We start from the raw sequence: 19,720 nt of genomic DNA, 5'->3' as shown, positions 1-19,720 counted from the left end.
GGGCGCGGCGCGCTACAGGCGGCGCCGCGCCCGGCCGCGATCCGGGATGACCGCGTGGATCTCCGCCTCGCTGAAGCCAGCCGCCCTGTAAAGACGCTTCAGGTGCACCAGCTCGATGTGCGCGCTCTTCGCCACCGAGGCGCGGATGCGGTCGAGCACGCTCAGCCGCTCCAGCGGCAGCCGGGTCGCCTCGACCGTCGAGCGCACCGCTGCCGCCGCCGACTTCACCTCGGCCGCCGCAGCCTGCGCCTTGTCCAGGCTGAGCTTCGGGTGGATCCCCGAGCCGAGCAGCTGCGCGAGCACCTCCAGCCGATCCGGCTGCCCCGTGAGATCGCCGTCCTCGTCGTCAGCGAAGTAGGCCACGCCGCCCGGGAACAGGATCGACAGCGCGGGATCCGCGGAGGGGCGCCCCACGGCGTTCCAGACGTCGTCGGCGACCTTGCTGAGCGCGTCGTCGGCGCGCGCGGACTCCGCCTCGACCTTGGCGAGCAGCGGCTCCGCCTCGGAGCGCGCGGCGTTGCGCTGGGCCTCCACCCCGTCGAAGAGCGTCAGCACGGGCACGAGCCGCTGCTCGGCGAGCTCCCGCAGGGGCCCGCCCTTCGCGGAAGCGCTGTGGAGCGTCGCGCGCACGTCACCGATGATGTCGTCCGCTGGCGCATCCTTGCGAATCACCTCGCCCATGATGTCGATCCTCCTCAGGCTCCAAGGCTGCGGAGTCCAGCGAAACACGACCCGCGAACGCCCCCCGTCGACGCTGTCACCTCGGGCACCATAACGGACCAACGCCCACCCGATCAACCGGATCGCAGCCCGGCGCCGTCGGCCCCGGCGTGAGCCTCCAGTGCGCCTCCCTGGTACACTCTCGCCGTGCACCTCGGCCCGCTGCTGCTCACGGCCCTGCTCGTCTTCCCGCTCGCCGCGCACGCCGGACAGGCGGGCGATCTGGTCGCCGCCGCAGCGGCGGCGGGGCGTCCGCCCGAGTGCGCGGCGCGTTCCGGCCGGGCCATCGCACGGGGGCCTACCGTCTGGGAGCGCGCGCGAGCGCCTGAGCTCCCGCGCTACTGCGACCTGCTCGCGCGCGGCCAGGCGCAGCTCGGCGGCGACGCCGAGGCGGCGCGCGAGTCGGCGCACCTCGCCGATCAGCTCCTCCCGGGGCACGCCGCGCCGCAGGTCCTGCTCGCCCGCGCCGCCCTCGCGCTCGGCTCGCCCGAGGACGCCGCGCGCGCCTTCGAGCGGGCGCGGAGCATCGATCCCCGCAGCGTCGAGGATCCGCAGACGATGCACGACCTCGCGCGCTCGCTCGCCCGCACCGGCAAGCGCGGCGAGGCGATCGCGATCTACCGCGCGCTCGTCCCGCGGATCGATCTGCTCGGGACCGCGGACCAGCGCGCGCTCGTGCTGCTCGAGGCGGCGCACCTGTCGATGGCCACCGCGGGCGCGGCGTCCGCCGCCGACGCGAGCGCGAGGCCGCCCGCCGGCGCGCACGGAGAGGCGGCGGCCCGCGGGGACCTCGACGAGGCGATCGCCTACCTGCGCGAGGCGCGCCTGCGCGCGCAGACGCAGCTCGCCCGCGACGTCACGCTGTCGCTCGCGCTCGCGCTGGATCGCGCCGGCGACAAGGCCCAGGCGGACGCCGCGCTCGAAGGCGAGGCGGCCGCGCTGGAGGCGGGGCGCCCGCGCGGGGAGCAGCAGATCGCGCGCGGGCAGGGTGGTGCGCGCGGGCGCGCCGAAGACCGGAGCGCCGGGGCGGCCGCGCGCGAGCGGGCAGCGGACGATCTCGCCAGCGCGGCGGCGCGCCTGCGCACCGTCGAGTACCTCGCGGTCCCGGAGGACAGGCTCGCCCTCGAGGCGCTCGCGCTGGAGCGGACCATGACGGCGGCCGCGATCGCGCGCTGGGAGGCGTACCTGTCGGGCGCCGGCGGCCAGGGGCCGTGGGCCCCGGCGGCGCGCGCGCGCCTCGACGCGCTCCGGCGAGGCGGCGGGGCGCGCGCGCCCACGCACGCGGCCGCGCGCGTCCCACAGGAGCGGAGCGCGGCGCCGCGGCCAACCACGGGAGGGGCGCGGTGACGCGGCGATCGCCCCCGCCCCGGCGGTCGCGCCTGCCCTGGCGCTCGCGCCTGCCGGGCGTCGCGGCGCTCCTTGCGTTCGCGCTCGCGGCGGGGCCCCTCCACGCAGCGCCGACCGTCTGGTCCCGCGCGCTCGATCCGGCGGCCGACGAGCGCGAGGAGCTCATCTCCCAGGCGGACGCGCTGCTCGCGCGGTACGACCAGCTCCGGCGCTCGCCGCTCCTGGAGCGGGTCGAGGAGATCGGCCCGCTCTGGCTGCGCGAGGCGCGCGCCCTGTACGAGCGCGCCGGCGCGGCGACGTCGCGCTCCCCTTCGGTGCGGCTGCGCTACGCCGACATCCTGGAGCACCTCGGCGACGTGCAGGGCGCCGTCGCGACGCTCGAGGGGCTCCTGAGGATCCACCCACCGGCGCCTTTCCGGGCCGACGCGTGGCACGCGCTGGCGGTCTGCTACGCGCGGCTCGGAAGGTACACGGACGAGATCGAGGCGTACGACGAGGCGCTGGTGCTCGAGCCGCACGCGGTCTCGCGGGCGCTGCTGCTGGCCAACCAGGCCGAGGCCTACATGGCGCTCGGCGACATCACGTCGGCGGTCGAGGGGTACCGCGCCTCGCTCTCGACCCTCGGGTCGCTCGATATGGTCCGCTACGGCGTGACCACGCTCTGGGGGCTCGGTGTGGCGCTCGATCGGTCCGGCGACCTGGAGGGAGGCATCGAGAGCATCCGGCTCGCGAGGACCTACGACCGGGCCGACCAGCAGATCAACGGCGCCGGCTGGTTCTACGTGCCTGCCCACGACGAGGCCTGGTACGCGGCGCTCGGCCACTGGGCCGCGGCGCGGAGCGCCGAGCTCGGCGCCGCGCGCGCGGAGGCTTACCTGCAGGCCGTGACCGCGTGGGAGTCCTACATCGCCCGCGCTCCGGGGAACGATCACTGGCTGCCGCTGGCGAAGGCGCGGCGGACGCAGTGCGAGAGGGAATGGGAACAGACGCTGAAGCGCCTGCGCAAGCTCGCGGCGCCGCAGCGGCGCTGAGCCGAGGCGGCGGCCGCTTCAGCGTCTGGACGGCCGCGCGCCGCTTCCGCCCACGCTCGCGGCGTACGGCGAAGGGCGGCCGCGCGTGCGCGTGGTGCGCGCGATCACCGATGGCGCTCTGGTCGTACAGCGGCGCGATGGCGAGAGCCCCCTTTACGACCCCGGCCGGCGGGTTCACCTTAACGTGGTCGCCCTCGCGCGCGGGGGCGGCGCCGGCCAGCTCACCCCGAACGGAGGGATCCATCGAGATGCGTGACTCGGTGTTCGATGAGGTTGTGCTCTGGTCCGGACGTCCCAAGGTCGTCGCGACGCCGCTGCTTTACCTCGTGGGCGCGGCGGTCTGCGGCGTGACCTCCGCGATCAGCACCGCGTCCGCCGTCGTCGTGAGCCAGGCGCTCGACGCGTCGCCGAACCAGCTGCTCGCCTTCGCGGCCTGGATGGCGAGCCTCGCGGTGGCGTTCAGCTACCTGCCGCGCTGGTGGCGCTCGGAGCTGGAGTACATGCTCACCGATCGGCACATCGTCGTGCAGCGCGGGAAGCTCCGGCGCTCCATCGAGCGGCGGTCGATCAGCTACGCGCGCATCCACTGGAACCCGAAGCACCCTGGCGTCGGCGACCTCGAGCTCGTCAGGGCGGTGCCGACCGGCGCCCTCCGGCGGCGGCTGTCGATCGTGCTGACCGGCGTCGTGGCGCCGGATCGCGTCTGGGCGATCCTGCGGGGCGTGGTCCCGTCGGCGCCCGCGGGGGACGGTCACCGCCTGCTCTCGCAGCGGCTCGACGAGGGCGAGCGGGTGCTCTGGTCGGCGCACCCGGCCGACGGCTGGCACAAGTGGCTCCCGAACGGCCTGCGCGGCGTCGGCTCGGTGCTGCTCGGCGTGCTCCTCGGCGGCTTCTCGGTGGTCACGGCGGTGCACGCCGTGCGCAGCATCCGCATCGTGACCGCGGCGGGCATGGATCCGGAGAGCGTCTCCTTCGTGGCGCTGGTCGCGTCCCTGTCGCTCACGATCGTGCTGCTCGTCGCCGCGGGCGCGGCGATGCTCTACATGTCGGTGGTGCGCCCGGCGCGGCTCGCGGCGCGGACGCGGTACCTCATCACCGACCGGCGCGTGCTCATCCAGCGGGGCGACGAGGAGCTGCACCTCGATCGCTCGCGCATCGTCGACGTCATCGACGCGCCGGGCGCCGGGGGCCTGCGGGACGTGTTCCTCGTGCTCGACGGCCCGCGCGCCCGCGCCGTCGCCGCGAGCGGCGCCTTTGGCGAGGCGCCGGGCGCCGGGCTCCAGCCGGTGCTGCACCGGGTCACGGATGTGGACTCGGTGCGGCAGATCCTGCGGCCGGCGTAGTCCACCGTCGCCTGCGCGCGCCGCAGGATCTGCTCATCGCGCCAGCCCGTGCGCGGAGGCATGGTCGCTCCTCCCCGGAGGACGCTCAGCAGCTGCGATGTGCCGTTCAGACTGGATCTCGAGGGCTGCCTCACACGCGAGCCCCGGATCCTGCGCTTCCGAGCTCAGCAGTGTACCCCGCGCGCGCTGGATCAGGGTAAGGAGCCCCCATGCCGATCGTTCAGATCTCCGACCCGCAGCAGGCGGCGCCGACGAGCTGCGGCGTCATCGTCTTTCGCGTCACCCTCGAGACGGGTTCTGTCGACGGCACCTTCGCCCTCGCCCTGTACAACGGTGAGCTCGCGCGCGAGATCGGCACCAAGATCAGCGGCCCGCCGAGAGATTTCGAGGGCGAGTACTCGGTCGTCACCCTGCGCCCTGACGGGAGCACGTTCGCCCGAGGCCGCATGATCGCTCAGCGGCTCGGCACGCAGGGCGTCTACCTGGTCCGCTGGGACCTCGAGCCGGTCGCGCAGGCGCTCCAGGATCTCGGCTATGTCCCGGGGACGCGGCTCATCTACGAGGCGATAGGGATGGCGCTCAGAGGCGGCGCGGAGATCGCGGTCGCCTGGGACAACAACATCTTCGCGCGGCGCTGGCCCGGATCCGCCCCGCAATAGAGAGCCCCGGTCTCAGCCAGGCAATGCGACGATGAACGTCGCGCCCTCGCCTTCCTCGCCGTCGACCCTGATCGTGCCCCGGTGGGCCTGGACGATGTCGTAGCTCAGCGACAGCCCGAGCCCCGTGCCCTGGCCCGTGGGCTTCGTCGTGAAGAACGGGTGGAAGATCTTGTCCCGAAGCGCCTCGGGGACACCGACCCCGTTGTCGCGCACCCGGATCTCGACCTCGCGCCCGAGCCGCCGCGTGCTCACCATCAGCGTCGGCACGTACGGCCCGGCCGCCGAGCGCTGCTTCTCTCGCAGCGCGTGGAAGGCGTTCGTCAGGAGGTTCACGAACACCCGCCCGATCTCCTGCGGCACCAGCTCGATCGCGCCCACCGCCTCGTCGTAATCGCGCTCGATGATCACGTTCAGATCGAGCTTCTGCGCCCGCATCCCGTGGTAGGCGAGGCTCACGTACTGATCGAGCAGCCCGTTCAGCCCGACCCTCTGGCGCTCCCCCGTGCCGCCGCTCGCGTGCTGCATCATCCCCCGAACGATCCCGTCGGTGCGCCGCCCGTTCTCGGCGATCTTCTCGGCGCTCTGCTTCAGGCTCAGCACCAGATCCTCGATCTCGGCGACCCGGAGATCCGGCTTCGACGCGAGCCCGTCCAGGATCTCGGCGGCGATATCGACGTTCGCCTCGGCGAAGTTGTTGATGAAGTTGAGCGGGTTCTTGATCTCGTGCGCGATGCCCGCGGTGAGCTGCCCGAGCGAGGCCATCTTCTCCGATTGCACGAGCTGGAACTGCGTCGCCTTGAGGTGATGCAGCGCCTCCTCGAGGTCGGCGTTCTTCTTCCGCAGCTCCGCCGTCCGCTCCCCGACCCGCTGCTCGAGCTGCCCGTAGAGCACCGCGTTCTCGATGGACACGGCCATCTGGGCCGAGAGCAGCCGCAAGACCTCCAGCCGCTCCTGCGTGAACGCGCCCGTGGCCAGGTTGTTCTCGAGATAGAGCACGCCGATGAGCTTGCCCTGGTTGAGGAGCGGCATGCACAGGACCGACCGCGTCTGGTTCCGCGTGATGTAGGGGCTCTGGGTGAAATCGCCCTCGTGCGCCGCGTCGCCGAGCAGCACGCTCTCGCGGGTCCGCTCCACGTAGACCGCGATGCTCTCCGCGAACTGCCCCCCCTCCACGGACGACACCAGCTCCAGCTCCGTGACCGCAGGGGCGGCCCGCGGGTCGGCCGGATCCACGCGCGCCTCCACGCTGGGGATGAGCTCCTCGCCCTGCGCGAGCAGCAAGACGCCGCGCTCGGCCCCCGCGTTCTCGATGACGATGGTCATCAGCTTGGTGAGCAGCCGCTCCAGCACGAGCTCGCTGGCGATCGCCTGCGACGCCTTGAGCACGCTGCCCAGATCGAGCACCCGCGACGTCTGCTGCCGGGTGCTCGTGGTGGTGAGCGTCGTCCGGTCGCGGGGCGCCTCGGCCAGCGGCTGCGGCGGGTTGAGCTCCGCGTCGAGCAGCGCCACCTTGCGCCGCGCGCCCCAGAGCTCGAAGCCATAACGCGCGTCGGCAAGGTAATCCTTGCCGAGCCGCTCCTTCCCGCGCCGGAGCCAGAACCTGCCGTAGAGCTCGCTCGCGAGCGCCTCGTCCTGGAGGAACCCGTGGGCCCTCGCCGAGGTGATGGCGCGCTCGTACAGCTCGATGGCCTCGCCGGTCTCGCCTGCGAGCCGCGCGAGCTCGGCCCCGACCAGCGCGTGCATGTGCGAGAACGTCTCCGGGCAGACCTCCGCCCAGCGCCCCAGTTGATCCCGCCTCGCCGCGGCGGCCTCCTGGAAGGCCCGCCGCTCGTCCGCCCCGGCGCCGTCGGCCAGCGCCGCGAGGCAGAGCGCATGATGAAACTGATGCTCCGCCGACGCCACGTTGCCGGTGACCGCCGAGATGAGCGCCTCGGCCCTCGTCGCCGCGGCGCGCGCCCCCGCCAGATCGCCGTGCAGGTACAGCGTCTGCGTCTTCAGGATGTGATGGTAACAGAGCGCCATCACGCTCTGGTTCGCCTCGCATGCAGCCAGGTAGTCGGCCTCGGCGGCGGGATCCGGCGCGGCCGCCCCGGCGCTGCCCGAGAGGTCCGCGAGCGCGAGCTCCAGCCCGCGGATGATGTCGATCGCGATCTGGTTCTTGCTCTTCTGGTTGAAGTGCAGAAACTCCGGCAGATCTGCGAGCACCTGGGCGAGGGGCCTGCCCTCATACAGCTGGTTGAACAGCTTGTAGATGAGGATATAGCCCGCGTACCGCAGCTCCCCGGCCTCGAGCCCCGCCTTGTACCCAGCGTCGTTGACCGCCTGCGCCGTCGGCAGGTGCTTCACCCACGGTAGAAGGAAATTGCCGAGGGCGAAGCAGCTGTTGCAGACGTCGCCGGGGCTGTTGAACCGCTCGCCGAGCCGCACCGCGAGCACCCCCATCTCGTAGCCCGCGCGCGGTTGGCCCCGGAACCCCGAGAGCACGATCCCGAAGAACGCGAAGATCGAGCAGGCGCCGGGGGCGAGCCCGTACTGGAGGCTCAAGCCGACCGACTTCGTGACGGTCAGCCCATAGAGCTGCCGGTCGACGTAGAACGTCGCCGAGAGCACGTTCGAGAGCAGCTTGAGCGCGGCCTTGCCGGCGGGGTCCTCGACGGCGGGCGCCTCCAGCAGCGACTCGAGGGGGCGATCGCCGAGCCGGCGGTCGACGTCCGCGAGCTCCGCCTCGAGCGCCGCGCCGAGATCCCTCTCGGGCAGGTCGATGCCGAGCAGGGCGAGCCCGCGCCGGGCCACGTCGATGGCCTCCGCGTACCGCCCGACCATGGTGCAATGGCTGACCAGCGCGTCGTACACGCCGGCCTGCTCGAGCGGCGTCCGCGCCTGATCGAGCAGCGCCCGGGCGAGCGCCTCGGCGCGCGCGTGGTTGCCGTTGAGCCCCTCGGCCTCCGCGAGCTCGCGGTGGAGATCCGCGGTGAGCTCGTGGTGCTCTCCCCAGGAGCCGTCGGGCAGGAGCGCGAGCCCCGCGGCGAGGTACTCCCGCGCCGCGGCGTAGGCGGTGGAGCTCTTCGCCCGCTTCCCGGCCTCCAGGTTCAGCCGGGCGATCTCGAGCCGCTCGGCCGGATCCGTGACGAGGCTCTGCCCCTGGTTCAGGTGCGTCGCGAGCTGGAAGATCCGCTCTGCCCGCTCCGGCCCGCTGCTCTTCGAGAGGAGCAGCCGCCCGATCCTGAGGTGCACCGCGGGCCGCTCCGCCTCCTCGACGAGCGCATACGCCGCCTGCTGCACCCGGTCGTGCAAGAACCGGTAGTGCCGCACGAGCAGCGAGGGATTTGTCGAGTCCTGGACCACCTCGAGCTCGGAGGCCGGGAGCAGGAGCCCCTCCAGCGCCGCCGCGAACAGCGCCTGGGACAGCGCCTCCTCGGATCTGCCCGCCACCAGCGAGAGCGCGCGCCCATCGATCTCGCTGCCCATGCAGGCGCCGAGGCTGAGCGCCTGCTGGGTCGCGGCCGGCAGGCTGCGGATCTTGCCGATCATGAGATCGATGATCCCGTCGGTGACGCCCTTCGCCTCGATCCGGCCGAGATCCCATTGCCACCGCCCCCGCTGCCGGTCGAAGGCGATGAAGCCTTCCTTGTGCACCGCCTTCAGGAGCTCGCTCACGAACAGCGGGTTGCCCTCGGTCTTGCGCAGGATGAGCTCCGCCAGCGGGCGGACCCGCTCCGGCTCGGCGTGCATGGCCTGGCCGAGCAGCTGCTCCACGTGCTCGCGCGCGAGCGGCCCGAGGTGGATCTCGCGCACCGCCGTCCCGTACGCGCGGATGGCCGCGAGCGTCATCGTGAGCGGGTGCGCCGGCCCGACCTCGTTGTCCCGGTACGCCCCGATCAGGAAGAGGTGCGCCGGTCGATCCTCCCCGAGCACCCGCTCGAGCAGCCGCAAGCTGGCCGCGTCGGCCCATTGCAGGTCGTCCAGGAAGATCACGAGCGGGTGCTCTCGCTTCGCGAAGACCCGCAGGAAGCGCTCCAGCACCAGGTTGAAGCGGTTCAGCGTCTCCGTCGGCCCGAGCTCGGGCACGGGCGGCTGCGGCCCGAGGATCGCCTCCACCTCGGGGATCACGTCGAGGATGACCTGCCCGTTCTGGCCGAGCGCGCCGCGCAGCGCCTCCTGCCACCCCGCGAGCCGCGCCTGGCTCTCCCCAAGGATCTGCCGCACCAGCGACCGGAACGCCGCCACCACGGCCGCGTAGGGCGTCGCCCGCTGGAGCTGGTCGTATTTCCCGCCGATGAAGTACCCCCGCCGCCGCGTGATCGGCTCGTACAGCTCACGCACGAGCGCGCTCTTGCCGATGCCCGAGGAGCCGGTCACGAGCAGCAGCTCGGCCGCGCCTCGCGCCCCCTCGACGGCGCGCTGTGCGCCCTGCGCGACCCGCTCGAAGGTCGAGAGCAGCGCCTCCACCTCGCGCTCCCTGCCGTAGAGCCGCTGGGGGATCTGGAACCGCTCCGGCACGTCGCGCGCCCCGAGGTCGATCGCCCCCACCGCGCCCGTCTCGCGGAGCGCCGCGATGCACGCCGCGAGATCCGCCTTGATGCCGTACGTGCTCTGGTATCTGGCCTCGGGCGCCTTCTCCAGGAGCCGCATCACCACGTCCGACACCGCCCTCGGCACGCCTGGATTCCGCGCGTGAGGCGGCGCCGGGAGCCTCGCCAGGTGGCAATGCACGAGCTCCATCGCGTCCTGCGCTGGGAAGGGGAGCGCTCCGGTGAAGAGCTCGTAGAGGCTGACGCCGAGCGAGTAGAAGTCGGTGCGGTAATCGATCGCCCGGTTGGTCCGGCCGGTCTGCTCGGGGGCGATGTACATGAGCGTCCCGTCGAGCACGTCCGGGCTCTTGAGGACGGGGTTCTCCCGCGACAGCACGGTGGAGATGCCAAAGTCGATGATGGCGAGCCGCTCCCGCTCCGCGCTCCAGACGATGTTGGAGGGGTTGATGTCCTTGTGGATGATGCGCTGCTCGTGGAGCTGCCCGAGCGCGTCCACGATACGGACCGCGATGTCCAGCGCCTCGGCGAGCGGCGGCGTCCCCCGGCGCAGCAGCCTGTCCAGCGACTCCCCGCCGAAGTCCTCGATAGCCATCGTCCAGCCCTGCAGCTCGAGCCCGAGGCCGTAGACCCGCGGGACGCAGGGCAGCTCGAGCCCGCGCTGCATATCGTATTCGCGCTGGAACCAGGCGAGCCGCTCGGGAGACGGGCGGAGCGGCTTCAGGATCTTGAGGATGAGGGGCTCCCCGTCCGCCTTGCGCAGGGCGCGGCAGACGCGGGTGTTGGTGCTGTCGTAGACCTGAGCCTGTATCTCGTACCCGGGCAGGACCATGCTGGATCTAGCCTCGATGCGCCGCGGGGCTGCGGGGCGAGTGACGGAGGGCGGCGCTCATGGGAGCGGATTGGACCACGGTCCGCGGGACAAAGCCATGTCCCCGCCGGAACCGACGGAACCGACGGAACCGACGGAACCGACGCCCTCGACGCACCTTCGACGCTTCTTCGGCCGAACTCGCGCGCGCTGCGCCTCCTCCCGCCGGAGGTGGCCGCGAGACCACCCACATTGACGCCCGCATTGCGGTGCTGATAACAAGAACGATCATGCTCCGCTCAATGGGGGAAAAGGTCCTCGCGCCGTGGATCCTGCTGGTGGGCCTCGGAGGTTGTTCCAAGCCGCCCCCGTGCGCGCCCGTCCAGATCCACGAGCGGAAGCACCCGTTCATCGCCTTCGATCGCCACGACATCCCCGCCCTGCGCCAGCGGGTCGCCCAGGACCCTTACAAGACCTGGATGGACGATGTCCGCCGCGGCCCGCCGGGGCAGGGCCACCCGTGCGGGGCCCCCTCCACGAATACGGACGTAAAAGAATACCAGCTCTCCAACTGCGCGCTGTACGGAGCCCTCTCCTGGGTGGTCGAGCAGCGCGGCGACGGGTTGAAGGCGGCGCGCGACGCGCTGATGAAGGCGGGCGACACCAGCACCGGCTGGAACCAGACGCCGGGCGCCTGGTACTGGGGCGGAAGCCTGCTCAACTATGCTTACACCTACGACCTCGTGCAGCCGGCGCTGAGGGAGGACGACGACGCGGCCATCCGCGACAAGCTGGAGGACGCGCTCGGGAAGACGATGGATGTGTACGGAGAGTTCAACACAACGTTCGTCACCAACTTCCGCTATCGCGTGGGCAGCGGCGCGGCCACGCTGAGTTATGCCCTCGGCGAGCACGACCACGCCTGCACCGTCGAGCGCGATCTCTTCGGCGACGCGCCGCTGGAGTCGCTCTTCACCCTCCGCTCCTACGGCCCTTACGTGCAAGCCTGCCTCACCAAGGACGGCACCTACGTCGAGGGCCCGAGCTACCAGGACGACGTGTTCTCGGTGATGCTGCCCTACCTCCAGGCCATGAAGCGGCTCTCCGGCGGGGCTCACGACGGCCGGGATTACATCAACGCGGTGAACACGCCCTCGGCCTGGGGCAACGACGCCCGCATCGCCCGCATGCTCCGCTACGGGGCCGCCCTCTCCATGCCGGACGGCAACGCGGCCACCCTCGAGACCGGCTGGCGCGAGCCCCTGCAGCTGAGCAGCATCGCCGCGAGCATGCTCAGCGAGAAAGAGGGGCGCCGCGACGCAAAGGGCTTTTATGGCTGGCTCAGCGCGAAGGGCAAGGCCGTCGTCAACAACCCGGTCTACAGCATCCTCTATACCGATCCCGACATCGCCAAGGCCTTCGCCGGGGGCCAGGAGCCCGCGTACACCTCGGTCGTCACCTCGGACATGACCTCGCTGCGCTCCGGCTGGAGCGCGGACGCGGTTCACCTGCTGATGACCACCGAGCACGAGTACCGCCCGTCCTCACACAGCCAGCCCGATCAGACGAGCTTCCTCCTGCACGCGAAGGGGCAATACCTGATCATCGATCCGGGCGACGGCCGCAACTACGATCCCGCGGGCAGCTCCCACACCTCGCTGTTCTACTGGGTCAACTTCAGCCCGGAGTCGCACAACCTGGTCACCGTCGACAGCTTCAAGGGGATCCGGGATACGTACCAGACGCCCGCATGGCGCCAGCTCGGTGTCTTCAGCAACCTGACCCGGCCCGTGGACGACCCGGCGATCCTGCAGGCCTCCTTCCTGACCGGGGAGCTCGACTCCTCGACGGTCACGATCGACGACTACGTGAACGTCCCCGACGTGTCCACGCGGCGGACGGCGGCGCTCGCGCGGAGGAGCTACGTGGTCGTCTTCGACCACATGATCTCCGCGAGCATCGGCTCGGCCAAACCGATGCTCCACTATTACGACACCCACCTCCATTACAGCGGTTGGCTGGGCTGCCGGCCGGGCGCGCCCGCCATCTGCACCGACTACGCCACCTCGAGGCCCACCTCGTCCAGCACACAGGTGGACTGCGGCGACGTCTGCGGCGAGACGCGGATGGCCAGGGACCTGGCAGCGGAAGCAGCGACCGGGATCGCCCCGAGCGAGCCGATCACGCCGGACGCCGCCGGCCGCGCTCCGTCCGCTCCCACAGCGGGCCGGCTGGTGTGGGCAACGCGAACCGACGACGGCAAGCGCGAGCTCGAGCTCGACGTGGTCTACGTCCCCCGACCTGACGCCTTCTCGGTGGATCGAAGCGGCTTCACCAATTTCTTCCCGAACATGACCTTCCGGCACCCGTTCTCGGTGGCGCGCTACATCGCCTCCAGCACGCAATGGATGACGGTGCTCTACCCGCGCGACCTCACCGCCGGCGAGCCGAAGCCGGCGATCGAGGCGCTCAAGGTGAGCGGCGGGAGCGGCTCGGCCGCGCTGGTCTCCATCGCGGAGCAAGACACGCAGGATCTCGCGCTGATCTCCGACGGCGCGCAGCCGGTGGAGGTGGGCGACGGTCCGCGCGTGCCCTCCGCGAAGCTGCAGGGTCGCAGCGCGCTGCTGCTCCTGCGCCACAGGGCGCTCGAGCGCGCCCAGATCGACGCCGGCACCTCGCTGAGCCTCGGCGGCCGCGCCCTGCTGCTCGCCACGTCGCCCGTGTCCGCGTCGCTCCGGCCCGAGGGCGCCGGCGTCGCCGCGGAGCTGGTGCTCTCGAACGCGGCCCAGGTCGGCCTCGCCGTCTCCCAGAAGGACGCGCAGCTCTACCTCGACGGCAAGCCCGCGCCGACGCGCTACGACGCTGCCAGCGGCACGGCCTCGACGAGCGTGCCCCAGGGCCGCCACCGCCTCACGGCGCGTTGAGGCGCTTCGAGCCAGCGCCGGCGCGGCGCGACCTCATCGCATGGTGGTCGTCGAGTGGACCCCGACGGTCGGCTCGCTCCCTGCGACGAAGTCGGCCGGAATGCGCTTTACCAGGTTGAAGACGTTCACCGGAGGGGCTCCCGGCAGCAGGCTCCTCGCGCCGACCTCTTCGAAATCGAAGAGCTGCTGCGCGGCCTCGCGGACCGTCGCTTCAACGAGGATTTCCCCGGGCCGCGACGCCCTGGCGAGGTGCGCGGCGGCGTTGACCACCTCGCCGAGCACCGTGTAGTCGAGCCGGCCGTACGCCTGAGATCCGACGCTGCCGGAGAGGACCTGCCCCGTGGAGAGTCCGACGCAGATCCCCTGCGTATACGGCGAGCCCTCGCCGGCGCGGCGCGCCACCGCCGCCATCTGCGCGCGGACAGCCACGCACGCGCTGAGCGCCCGCGACAGGTGATCGGGCCCCTGGAACACCGTCATCACCGCGTCGCCGAGGAACTTGTCCACGACCCCCCCCTTGGCGACGAGCTCCGGGACGATCACCTCGAAATTGGCCCTGAGCAGCCGCATGGCCTCGCCGGGCAGCCTCTCCCTGGTCACGGGCGTGAACTGGAAGACGTCGATGAACGCCACCGTGGCCATGACCGCCTCGCTCGCGAGCGCGATCGCGGGGCCCATCTCCCGGATCCGCTCGATCAACGCCGCGCTCGTGAACTGCCGGAGGATCTTGTTCTCCTCGTCCGAGCGGGCGTTCCTCCGCAGCTCCGTGACGTGCTTGATGGTCTTGTCGATGGTCGCCTCGAGATCGCCGCGCTGGATCGGCTTGAGCAGGAAATCGAACGCGCCCTGGTTCATCGCGCTCCGGATGTTCCCCATGTCGCCGTAGGCGGACATCATCACCGTCCTCGCAAAGGGGCTCACCTCGGGGACGCGCCCAAGGAACGTGAGTCCATCCATCACGGGCATGTTGATATCGGTGACGACGACGTCGATGTCGGGGTGGCGCCGGAGCTCGTCGAGGGCGTTCTCACCGTTGTCAGCGAAGATGAACTCGTAGACCCGGTCGCGGATCTTCTGCCGGAAGAGCAGCTTCATCATGAGCGCCACGTCCGGCTCATCGTCGGCGATGAGGATCTTGGTGGGGCCCCCGCTGGCCTCGATCACCGCCGCGAACGCCGCCACGAAATCCGCTGCGGACTGGAACCGCTGCGCCGGGTCCTTCGCCAGCGCGCGCTCGAAGAAGCGGTCGAAGCCGGGCAGCAGGCCGGGCACGAGGCTCGACGGCGCCGGAAACGGATCGGTGCAGATGCTGATGAGCAGCTCCCCGATCCCGCTCGCCGCGAAGGGGAGCCGGCCCGTGAGGGCCCTGTAGGTGATGACGCCGAGCGACCAGAGATCGCTCAGGTGATCCGGCACGACGGCGCGCACCTGCTCGGGGCTGATGTACGACGGCGTACCGACGACCCTGCCGAACGAGCCCTGCTGTTCCTCGTCCGACTCGAAGACCGTCCACACCACGCCGAAATCAAGGAGCTTCACGCACTCTCCTGGCTCCTTCCGCGCCAGGAAGACATTCGCCGGCTTGAGATCGCGGTGGATGATCCCCGCGGAGCTCGCCACCTGCAGGCCAATGGCGATCTGCCGGAGCAGGGCGAGCGTCGCCGACGGCGAGAGCTGCCGCTCCCGGGTGAGCCTGGCCTCGAGGTCCTCCCCTTCGAGCAGCTCCATGACGATGTACGGGCAATCTTCGTCGATACCGTAATCGTGTATCTGGATGATGTGCTCGTTCCGGAGCCGCGCGATCGCCATCGCCTCTCGCTCGAATCGGCGTCGCGCGGAGTCCGAGCTGACATGCTCGGGCGTCATCACCTTGAGCGCCACAGGGCGCCGGAGCACCTGATCGAACGCCTCCCAGATGACGCCCATCCCGCCGCGGCCGATCTCTCGTCTCAGCGAGTACTTCCGCGCGATCGTGCGATCCAGCATGGTCAGCGCAGTGTAGCGAGCTCCCAGCGCGCTTGCTCAAGTTCGAGACGCGCGAGCTCGTCGACAGCAGCTGCGATCAGCGAGGAGACGGCCGCTTCACGCCCAGGACCTTCATGCGGTAGGACAGCGTGCGCACCGGTATCCCCAGCCGCCGCGCGGCCTCGGTCCGGTTCCAGCCTGCGGCTTCGAGCATGTCCTGGAGCAGCTTGGCCTCATATTGCTGCACCTTCCCCCGGACCTGCCCGCCCTCGGGGGGCGCCTCCTTCGGGGCGGAAGGCGTGGGGCAGAACACGGCCACGTCCGGCGGAGCGCGGCCGAGATCCGCGTCTCTCCCCAGGTCCGCGGGGCGCTCCGACTCGCCGCGCGCCGCCGCCGCGCGCACCCTCGGGGGCAGATCCTCGAGGCCGACGAGCGCGCCGGGCGTCACCACCACCGCGCGCTCGATCACGTTGCGCAGCTCGCGCACGTTGCCAGGCCACGCGTACGCGCAGAGCAGGGCGAGCGCCTCCGGGGTGATGCCCTCGACACGTCGTCCGTTGGCCGCGCTGGCCGCGCGCAAGAAATGCCGCGCGAGCGGCTCGATCTCGTCCGTTCGAGCGCGCAGCGGCGGGATATCGATCACGACGCCGCCGAGCCGATAATACAGATCGGCCCGGAACGCGCCCGACGCGGCCATCGCCTCGAGATCCCGGTGCGTCGCCGCGACGACGCGCACGTCGACCTCGATCTCGCGGCTCGAGCCGACGCGGCTGAACGACCCCGACTCGAGCACGCGGAGCAGCGCGGCCTGGGCCGGCGGCGGCAGCTCGCCGATCTCGTCCAGGAACACCGTGCCGCCGTCGGCCTCCTCGAACACGCCCTTCTGCTGCTGCAGCGCGCCGGTGAACGCCCCGCGCTCGTGGCCGAACAGGGTGCTCTCCACGAGGTCCTTCGGGATCGCCCCGCAGTTGACGCGCACCACGCGCCGCCCCTTGCGCGGGCCGCCCTCGTGGATCATCCGCGCGACGACCTCCTTGCCGGTCCCCGTCTCGCCGTGAAGGATGACCGGGATGCGCGAGGCGCCCACGCGCCTCACCGTCTCGATGACCTCGCGCATCTGCTGGCCGGCGATGATCCCCCCCTCCTCCGGCTCCTCGCGCGCGAGCACCGAGGTCGCGGCCGGGCCGCACGCCACCGGGCGCTCGGGCGAGGCGTGGCGGGCCGCCTCGCGGGCGGCCGCGAAGACCTCGTCCGCGGTGCTTCCGGCGTCCGGGTAGAGGGCGAGGCCGACGACGAGCCGGGCGTCGCTGCCGACGAAGGAGGCTGCAACGGCCTGCGCGGTGCGGTGCGCCTCCTCGGCGCCGGCCTCGGGCAGCAGCACCTGGGCAGCGCAGGTGCCGTAGAGCGCCACGCGATGCAAGGGCTGAAGACAGGCGCGCACGGCGTGGATCCAGCCCTCCGCCGGCACCGCCGCGCTCATGCGGACGTGGAGCAGGGCGAACGGGCGGCGAAAATGGCGGGCGCGCGTGAGCTCGTCCTCCACGCGGCGCAAGAGCTTCTCCTCTCCCTCGAGATCGAGGGACTCGCCCCCGGCGCCGAACGCCTGCACCCGCAGCGCGACGCTGCCGAGCACGACTTCATCCCCTATCGCGATCCCGGCGCGGGAGACGCGGCGGCCGTCGAGGAACGTGCCGTTCTTGGATCCCAGGTCATCGACCCACACCCGCCCGCGCGAGAGGACGAAGCGGGCGTGCTCCCGCGACAGGGTACGATCGTCGATGCAGAGCGCGGCAGGCGCGGCGCGCCCCACGACAAGCGGCGTGTCGGGCGAGAGCAATCGTCTCTCCGTCTTTCCGGCGTGATGCCAGACGAGCGCGATGCCCAGCGCCGCGGTCTGCTGAATGGCAGAGATCGACCTCCCCGCCAAGGTCCAGGTCTTCGCCGCGTCGTCCTGCACCGACTTGCCTGACCGCATGCACTCCGCCTCGATGGTCTCTATATCAGGCTCCTTCGGAAGGTCCAAGAGCCACCGCGGGCCCGGCCGCTCATGAGTCGCCGCCGCGCTGCTTGTGTCTGTGTCGCCAGGCCGCCAGGTCGCCAGGTCGCCAGGTCGCCAGGTCACCGTGCGCCGTCGGTCCCTTCCCATGTTCCATTTCCATTGCGCGAAAACGTTTGCCGAAGCGCCCGGTCATGCATGGCGGGCCAGGGACCGGGGGCTCTGGCCGGCGCACGTGCCGGGCGGAGCGACGATCTGGACGAAGGCCGCGGGAGCCGGAAGGACACCGCTATTACGTTCGGCCCATCCTTGCCGGCAACCTCTTGCCGGGCAACTCGCGACGGCGATCTCTTGCGGGCAAGGTCTTGCCGAGGCGGCCGTCGGCGGGCGCGCCGCGCCCCCGGAAACGCGCGGGTGCCGCTCGCATTCTGCCTGCAGACATAGAGGTTCGAGCGCCTCCGAGGAGGGCGCGCCCTGGTGGCACGCGCGCTGCAAACAACCGAAACCAGAATCTGACGGGCGGCGAACATCGCGACCCAGGACATCAACCAGACCGACCACTCCAGGAGCCGACCATGAACACGAAACACATCCTCTCCGCACTCTTCACCTCCAGCGCGCTCAGCATCATGTTCATCGCGGGTTGCAGCGTGCCGATGGAAGAAGGCGACTCCGAGCAGGCGTTCGCCGACGAGGAGACCGTCGAGGAGGCGTCGCAGGCGCTCGGCCCTGCGTGCGTCGCCAAGAACCTCGCGCTGGAGGCCGGGCCCATCTGGAACACCAGCGATGCCCAGACCAAGTGCCCGAACGTCTGCAACCCCCAGAACATGAACTGGAACGGGCAGTGGTGGACCACCGTTCCGGGCGCGATGTCGGTATGCGAATGCGCCCCGCGCCCTGCCGCCGTCGTGCAGGCCGGCCCCATCTGGAGCAACACCCACGCTCAGACGCAGTGTCCGAATACCTGCGCCTCGTTCAGCAGCGCGACGAAGTGGAACGGGCAATGGTGGACGACCGTCCCGGGCCAGATGTCCGTCTGCGAATGCGCCTACAAGCCGCCGGCGTCGGTGTCGCAGGAGGCCGGGCCCATCTGGAGCAACGCCGACGCCCCCAGCAAGTGCCCGGCCGCCTGCGGCACTTCCCGGGCCTGGAATGGGCAGTGGAGCACGACCGTCTCGGGCCAGATGTCCGTCTGCGGATGCGAGTGCACGCCCTGACGTCACGACGACCCGCTCCGCGGCCGCACATCCATCCGCCGGCGGCGCCCTGCCGGCACACGTAGCCGCCGCGTGCGGGAGCCACGGCGACACCCACGAGGGGGCCGCAGGACACCGGCCCCAGCGAGCACACCACGCTCACCTCCGCGATACGCGGGCCTCCAGGTCGCGCACCCGCGCCTCGAGCTCGCGGACGCGCGCCTCGGCGGCGGCGCGGGCGCGCTGCTCCGCGACGCGGGCGCGCTGCTCCAGGGCGCGCGCCTCGCCCTCGGCGCGGAGGGCCTCCTCCTCGGCAGGCACGAGATCCGTCGCGCGGGAGCTCCGCGCGACCCGCAACGTCGGGTGCGGGCCGTCCTTCAACACAACGAGGTGCGCGTCGAGCGCCTCGATCCAGACGGGATCGCCGCTTCCGTGGACCCGCAGGTAGGTGCCGTCCGCGTCCCGCCGGTACAGCTGGAGAGGCACCCGCTCCTCCGCGAGCGGCGCGAGGGCGGCAGCCGCCTCAGGATCGAAGAGCAGGAGCTCGGGACAGCCGAGCTGCCAGTACTTCGCCGGCGCATCCTCGTACATACGGCGCCAGTCGCCCGAGACCACCTCCAGCGCGAACCGCGGCGGACGGTGGCCCGGCAGCCAGGTCTGCCACTGCCGCGGGATGGGCGGCAACGGGCGATGCTCGAGGACGTAGAGGTCCGGCAGGACGCGCACGGCCGGCTCGCCCCGCACCCACGCGAAGAAGTGCCCGGTGCCAGCGTACCAGTCGGCCCAGCCACGCTCGCGCGCGAGCTGCGCGACCACCGACAGCAACAGACGGACGACCTCGGCCCTCTCGGCCTTGTCAGGACGCTCCGCGTCATCGGGCAGATACCAGCCGGACCAGTCGATCGCGGCGCCGGCCTCTTCCGGCGACAGATCGCGGAGCACCAGTGCGCGGGGAGGACGCCGAGGGGTGAGCGGGAACCCGATGCGATTCGGCGATGCCACGCGAGGAAACTAGCACCCCGACAGGCCCCGCGGGGCAGCAGAGACAACGGACGCAACGGACGCAACCGACGCAACCGACGCAACGGACGCAACCGACGCAACCGGCGCAACCGGCGCAACCGACGCGACGCGACGCGGCCGGCGGCAACCACGCCAAGCGACGTGCCCCTGCCGGGCGCTTGACAGGGACAAGGGTC

Annotated in this window: 11 protein-coding genes; 6 read left to right on the top strand and 5 right to left on the bottom strand. The window is 71.5% G+C overall.

The features are described 5' to 3' along the window. Nucleotides 1-12: 12 nt before the first annotated feature. The gene (locus WME79_RS48210) at nt 13-681 is read right to left on the bottom strand and encodes a hypothetical protein (RefSeq protein ID WP_437529559.1); all 669 of its coding nucleotides are present in this window, start codon (nt 679-681) and stop codon (nt 13-15) included. 186 nt (nt 682-867) lie between these two features. On the opposite strand from WME79_RS48210, the gene WME79_RS48205 reads away from it, so the two are divergent. The 4 genes from WME79_RS48205 (at nt 868) to WME79_RS48190 (ending at nt 5,100) form a co-directional block, all read left to right on the top strand. Next, nucleotides 868-2,067, top strand: coding sequence for a hypothetical protein (locus WME79_RS48205; protein ID WP_437529557.1), 1,200 nt, complete (start codon nt 868-870; stop codon nt 2,065-2,067). Then, entirely contained in the window at nt 2,064-3,098 is a 1,035-nt protein-coding gene (locus tag WME79_RS48200) for a tetratricopeptide repeat protein (RefSeq protein ID WP_437529554.1), read from the top strand. The genes WME79_RS48205 and WME79_RS48200 overlap by 4 nt, the downstream gene beginning before the upstream one ends. Before the next feature lie 248 nt (nt 3,099-3,346). Continuing rightward, nucleotides 3,347-4,441, top strand: a complete 1,095-nt coding sequence (locus tag WME79_RS48195; RefSeq protein ID WP_437529551.1) for a hypothetical protein — start codon at nt 3,347-3,349, stop codon at nt 4,439-4,441. Between the two features lie 209 nt (nt 4,442-4,650). Next, nucleotides 4,651-5,100: a hypothetical protein gene (locus WME79_RS48190; protein WP_437529548.1), complete on the top strand. Its 450-nt coding sequence runs from the start codon at nt 4,651-4,653 to the stop codon at nt 5,098-5,100. 12 nt (nt 5,101-5,112) lie between these two features. Here WME79_RS48190 and WME79_RS48185 read toward each other — a convergent pair whose 3' ends face one another. Further along, entirely contained in the window at nt 5,113-10,461 is a 5,349-nt protein-coding gene (locus WME79_RS48185) for a trifunctional serine/threonine-protein kinase/ATP-binding protein/sensor histidine kinase (RefSeq protein WP_437529547.1), read from the bottom strand. A gap of 269 nt (nt 10,462-10,730) precedes the next feature. Between WME79_RS48185 and WME79_RS48180 the strand changes: the two genes are divergently transcribed. Continuing rightward, the gene (locus WME79_RS48180; RefSeq protein WP_437529544.1) at nt 10,731-13,364 is read left to right on the top strand and encodes a hypothetical protein; all 2,634 of its coding nucleotides are present in this window, start codon (nt 10,731-10,733) and stop codon (nt 13,362-13,364) included. A 33-nt stretch (nt 13,365-13,397) separates the two neighbouring features. On the opposite strand, the gene WME79_RS48175 is transcribed toward WME79_RS48180, so the two are convergent. Continuing rightward, nucleotides 13,398-15,350 carry a protein kinase domain-containing protein gene (locus WME79_RS48175; RefSeq protein WP_437529542.1) on the bottom strand — a complete coding sequence of 651 codons (1,953 nt, stop codon included), beginning with the start codon at nt 15,348-15,350 and terminating at the stop codon, nt 13,398-13,400. Between the two features lie 76 nt (nt 15,351-15,426). Next, nucleotides 15,427-17,304 (bottom strand): sigma 54-interacting transcriptional regulator, encoded by a 1,878-nt coding sequence (locus WME79_RS48170; RefSeq protein WP_437529539.1) that lies wholly within the window; start codon nt 17,302-17,304, stop codon nt 15,427-15,429. A gap of 596 nt (nt 17,305-17,900) precedes the next feature. Between WME79_RS48170 and WME79_RS48165 the strand changes: the two genes are divergently transcribed. After that, a complete protein-coding gene (locus WME79_RS48165; protein WP_437529537.1) occupies nt 17,901-18,542 on the top strand; it encodes a mannan-binding lectin in 642 nt (213 codons plus the stop codon). 138 nt (nt 18,543-18,680) lie between these two features. Here WME79_RS48165 and WME79_RS48160 read toward each other — a convergent pair whose 3' ends face one another. Further along, nucleotides 18,681-19,523 (bottom strand): Uma2 family endonuclease, encoded by an 843-nt coding sequence (locus tag WME79_RS48160; protein ID WP_437529534.1) that lies wholly within the window; start codon nt 19,521-19,523, stop codon nt 18,681-18,683. Nucleotides 19,524-19,720: the final 197 nt, after the last annotated feature.

The sequence above is a fragment of the Sorangium sp. So ce726 genome (assembly GCF_051521405.1).
Lineage (GTDB): Bacteria > Myxococcota_A > Polyangia > Polyangiales > Polyangiaceae > Sorangium.
The sequence above is the reverse complement of the archived record's forward strand: the minus strand, read 5'-3'. Positions and strand labels throughout refer to the sequence as shown.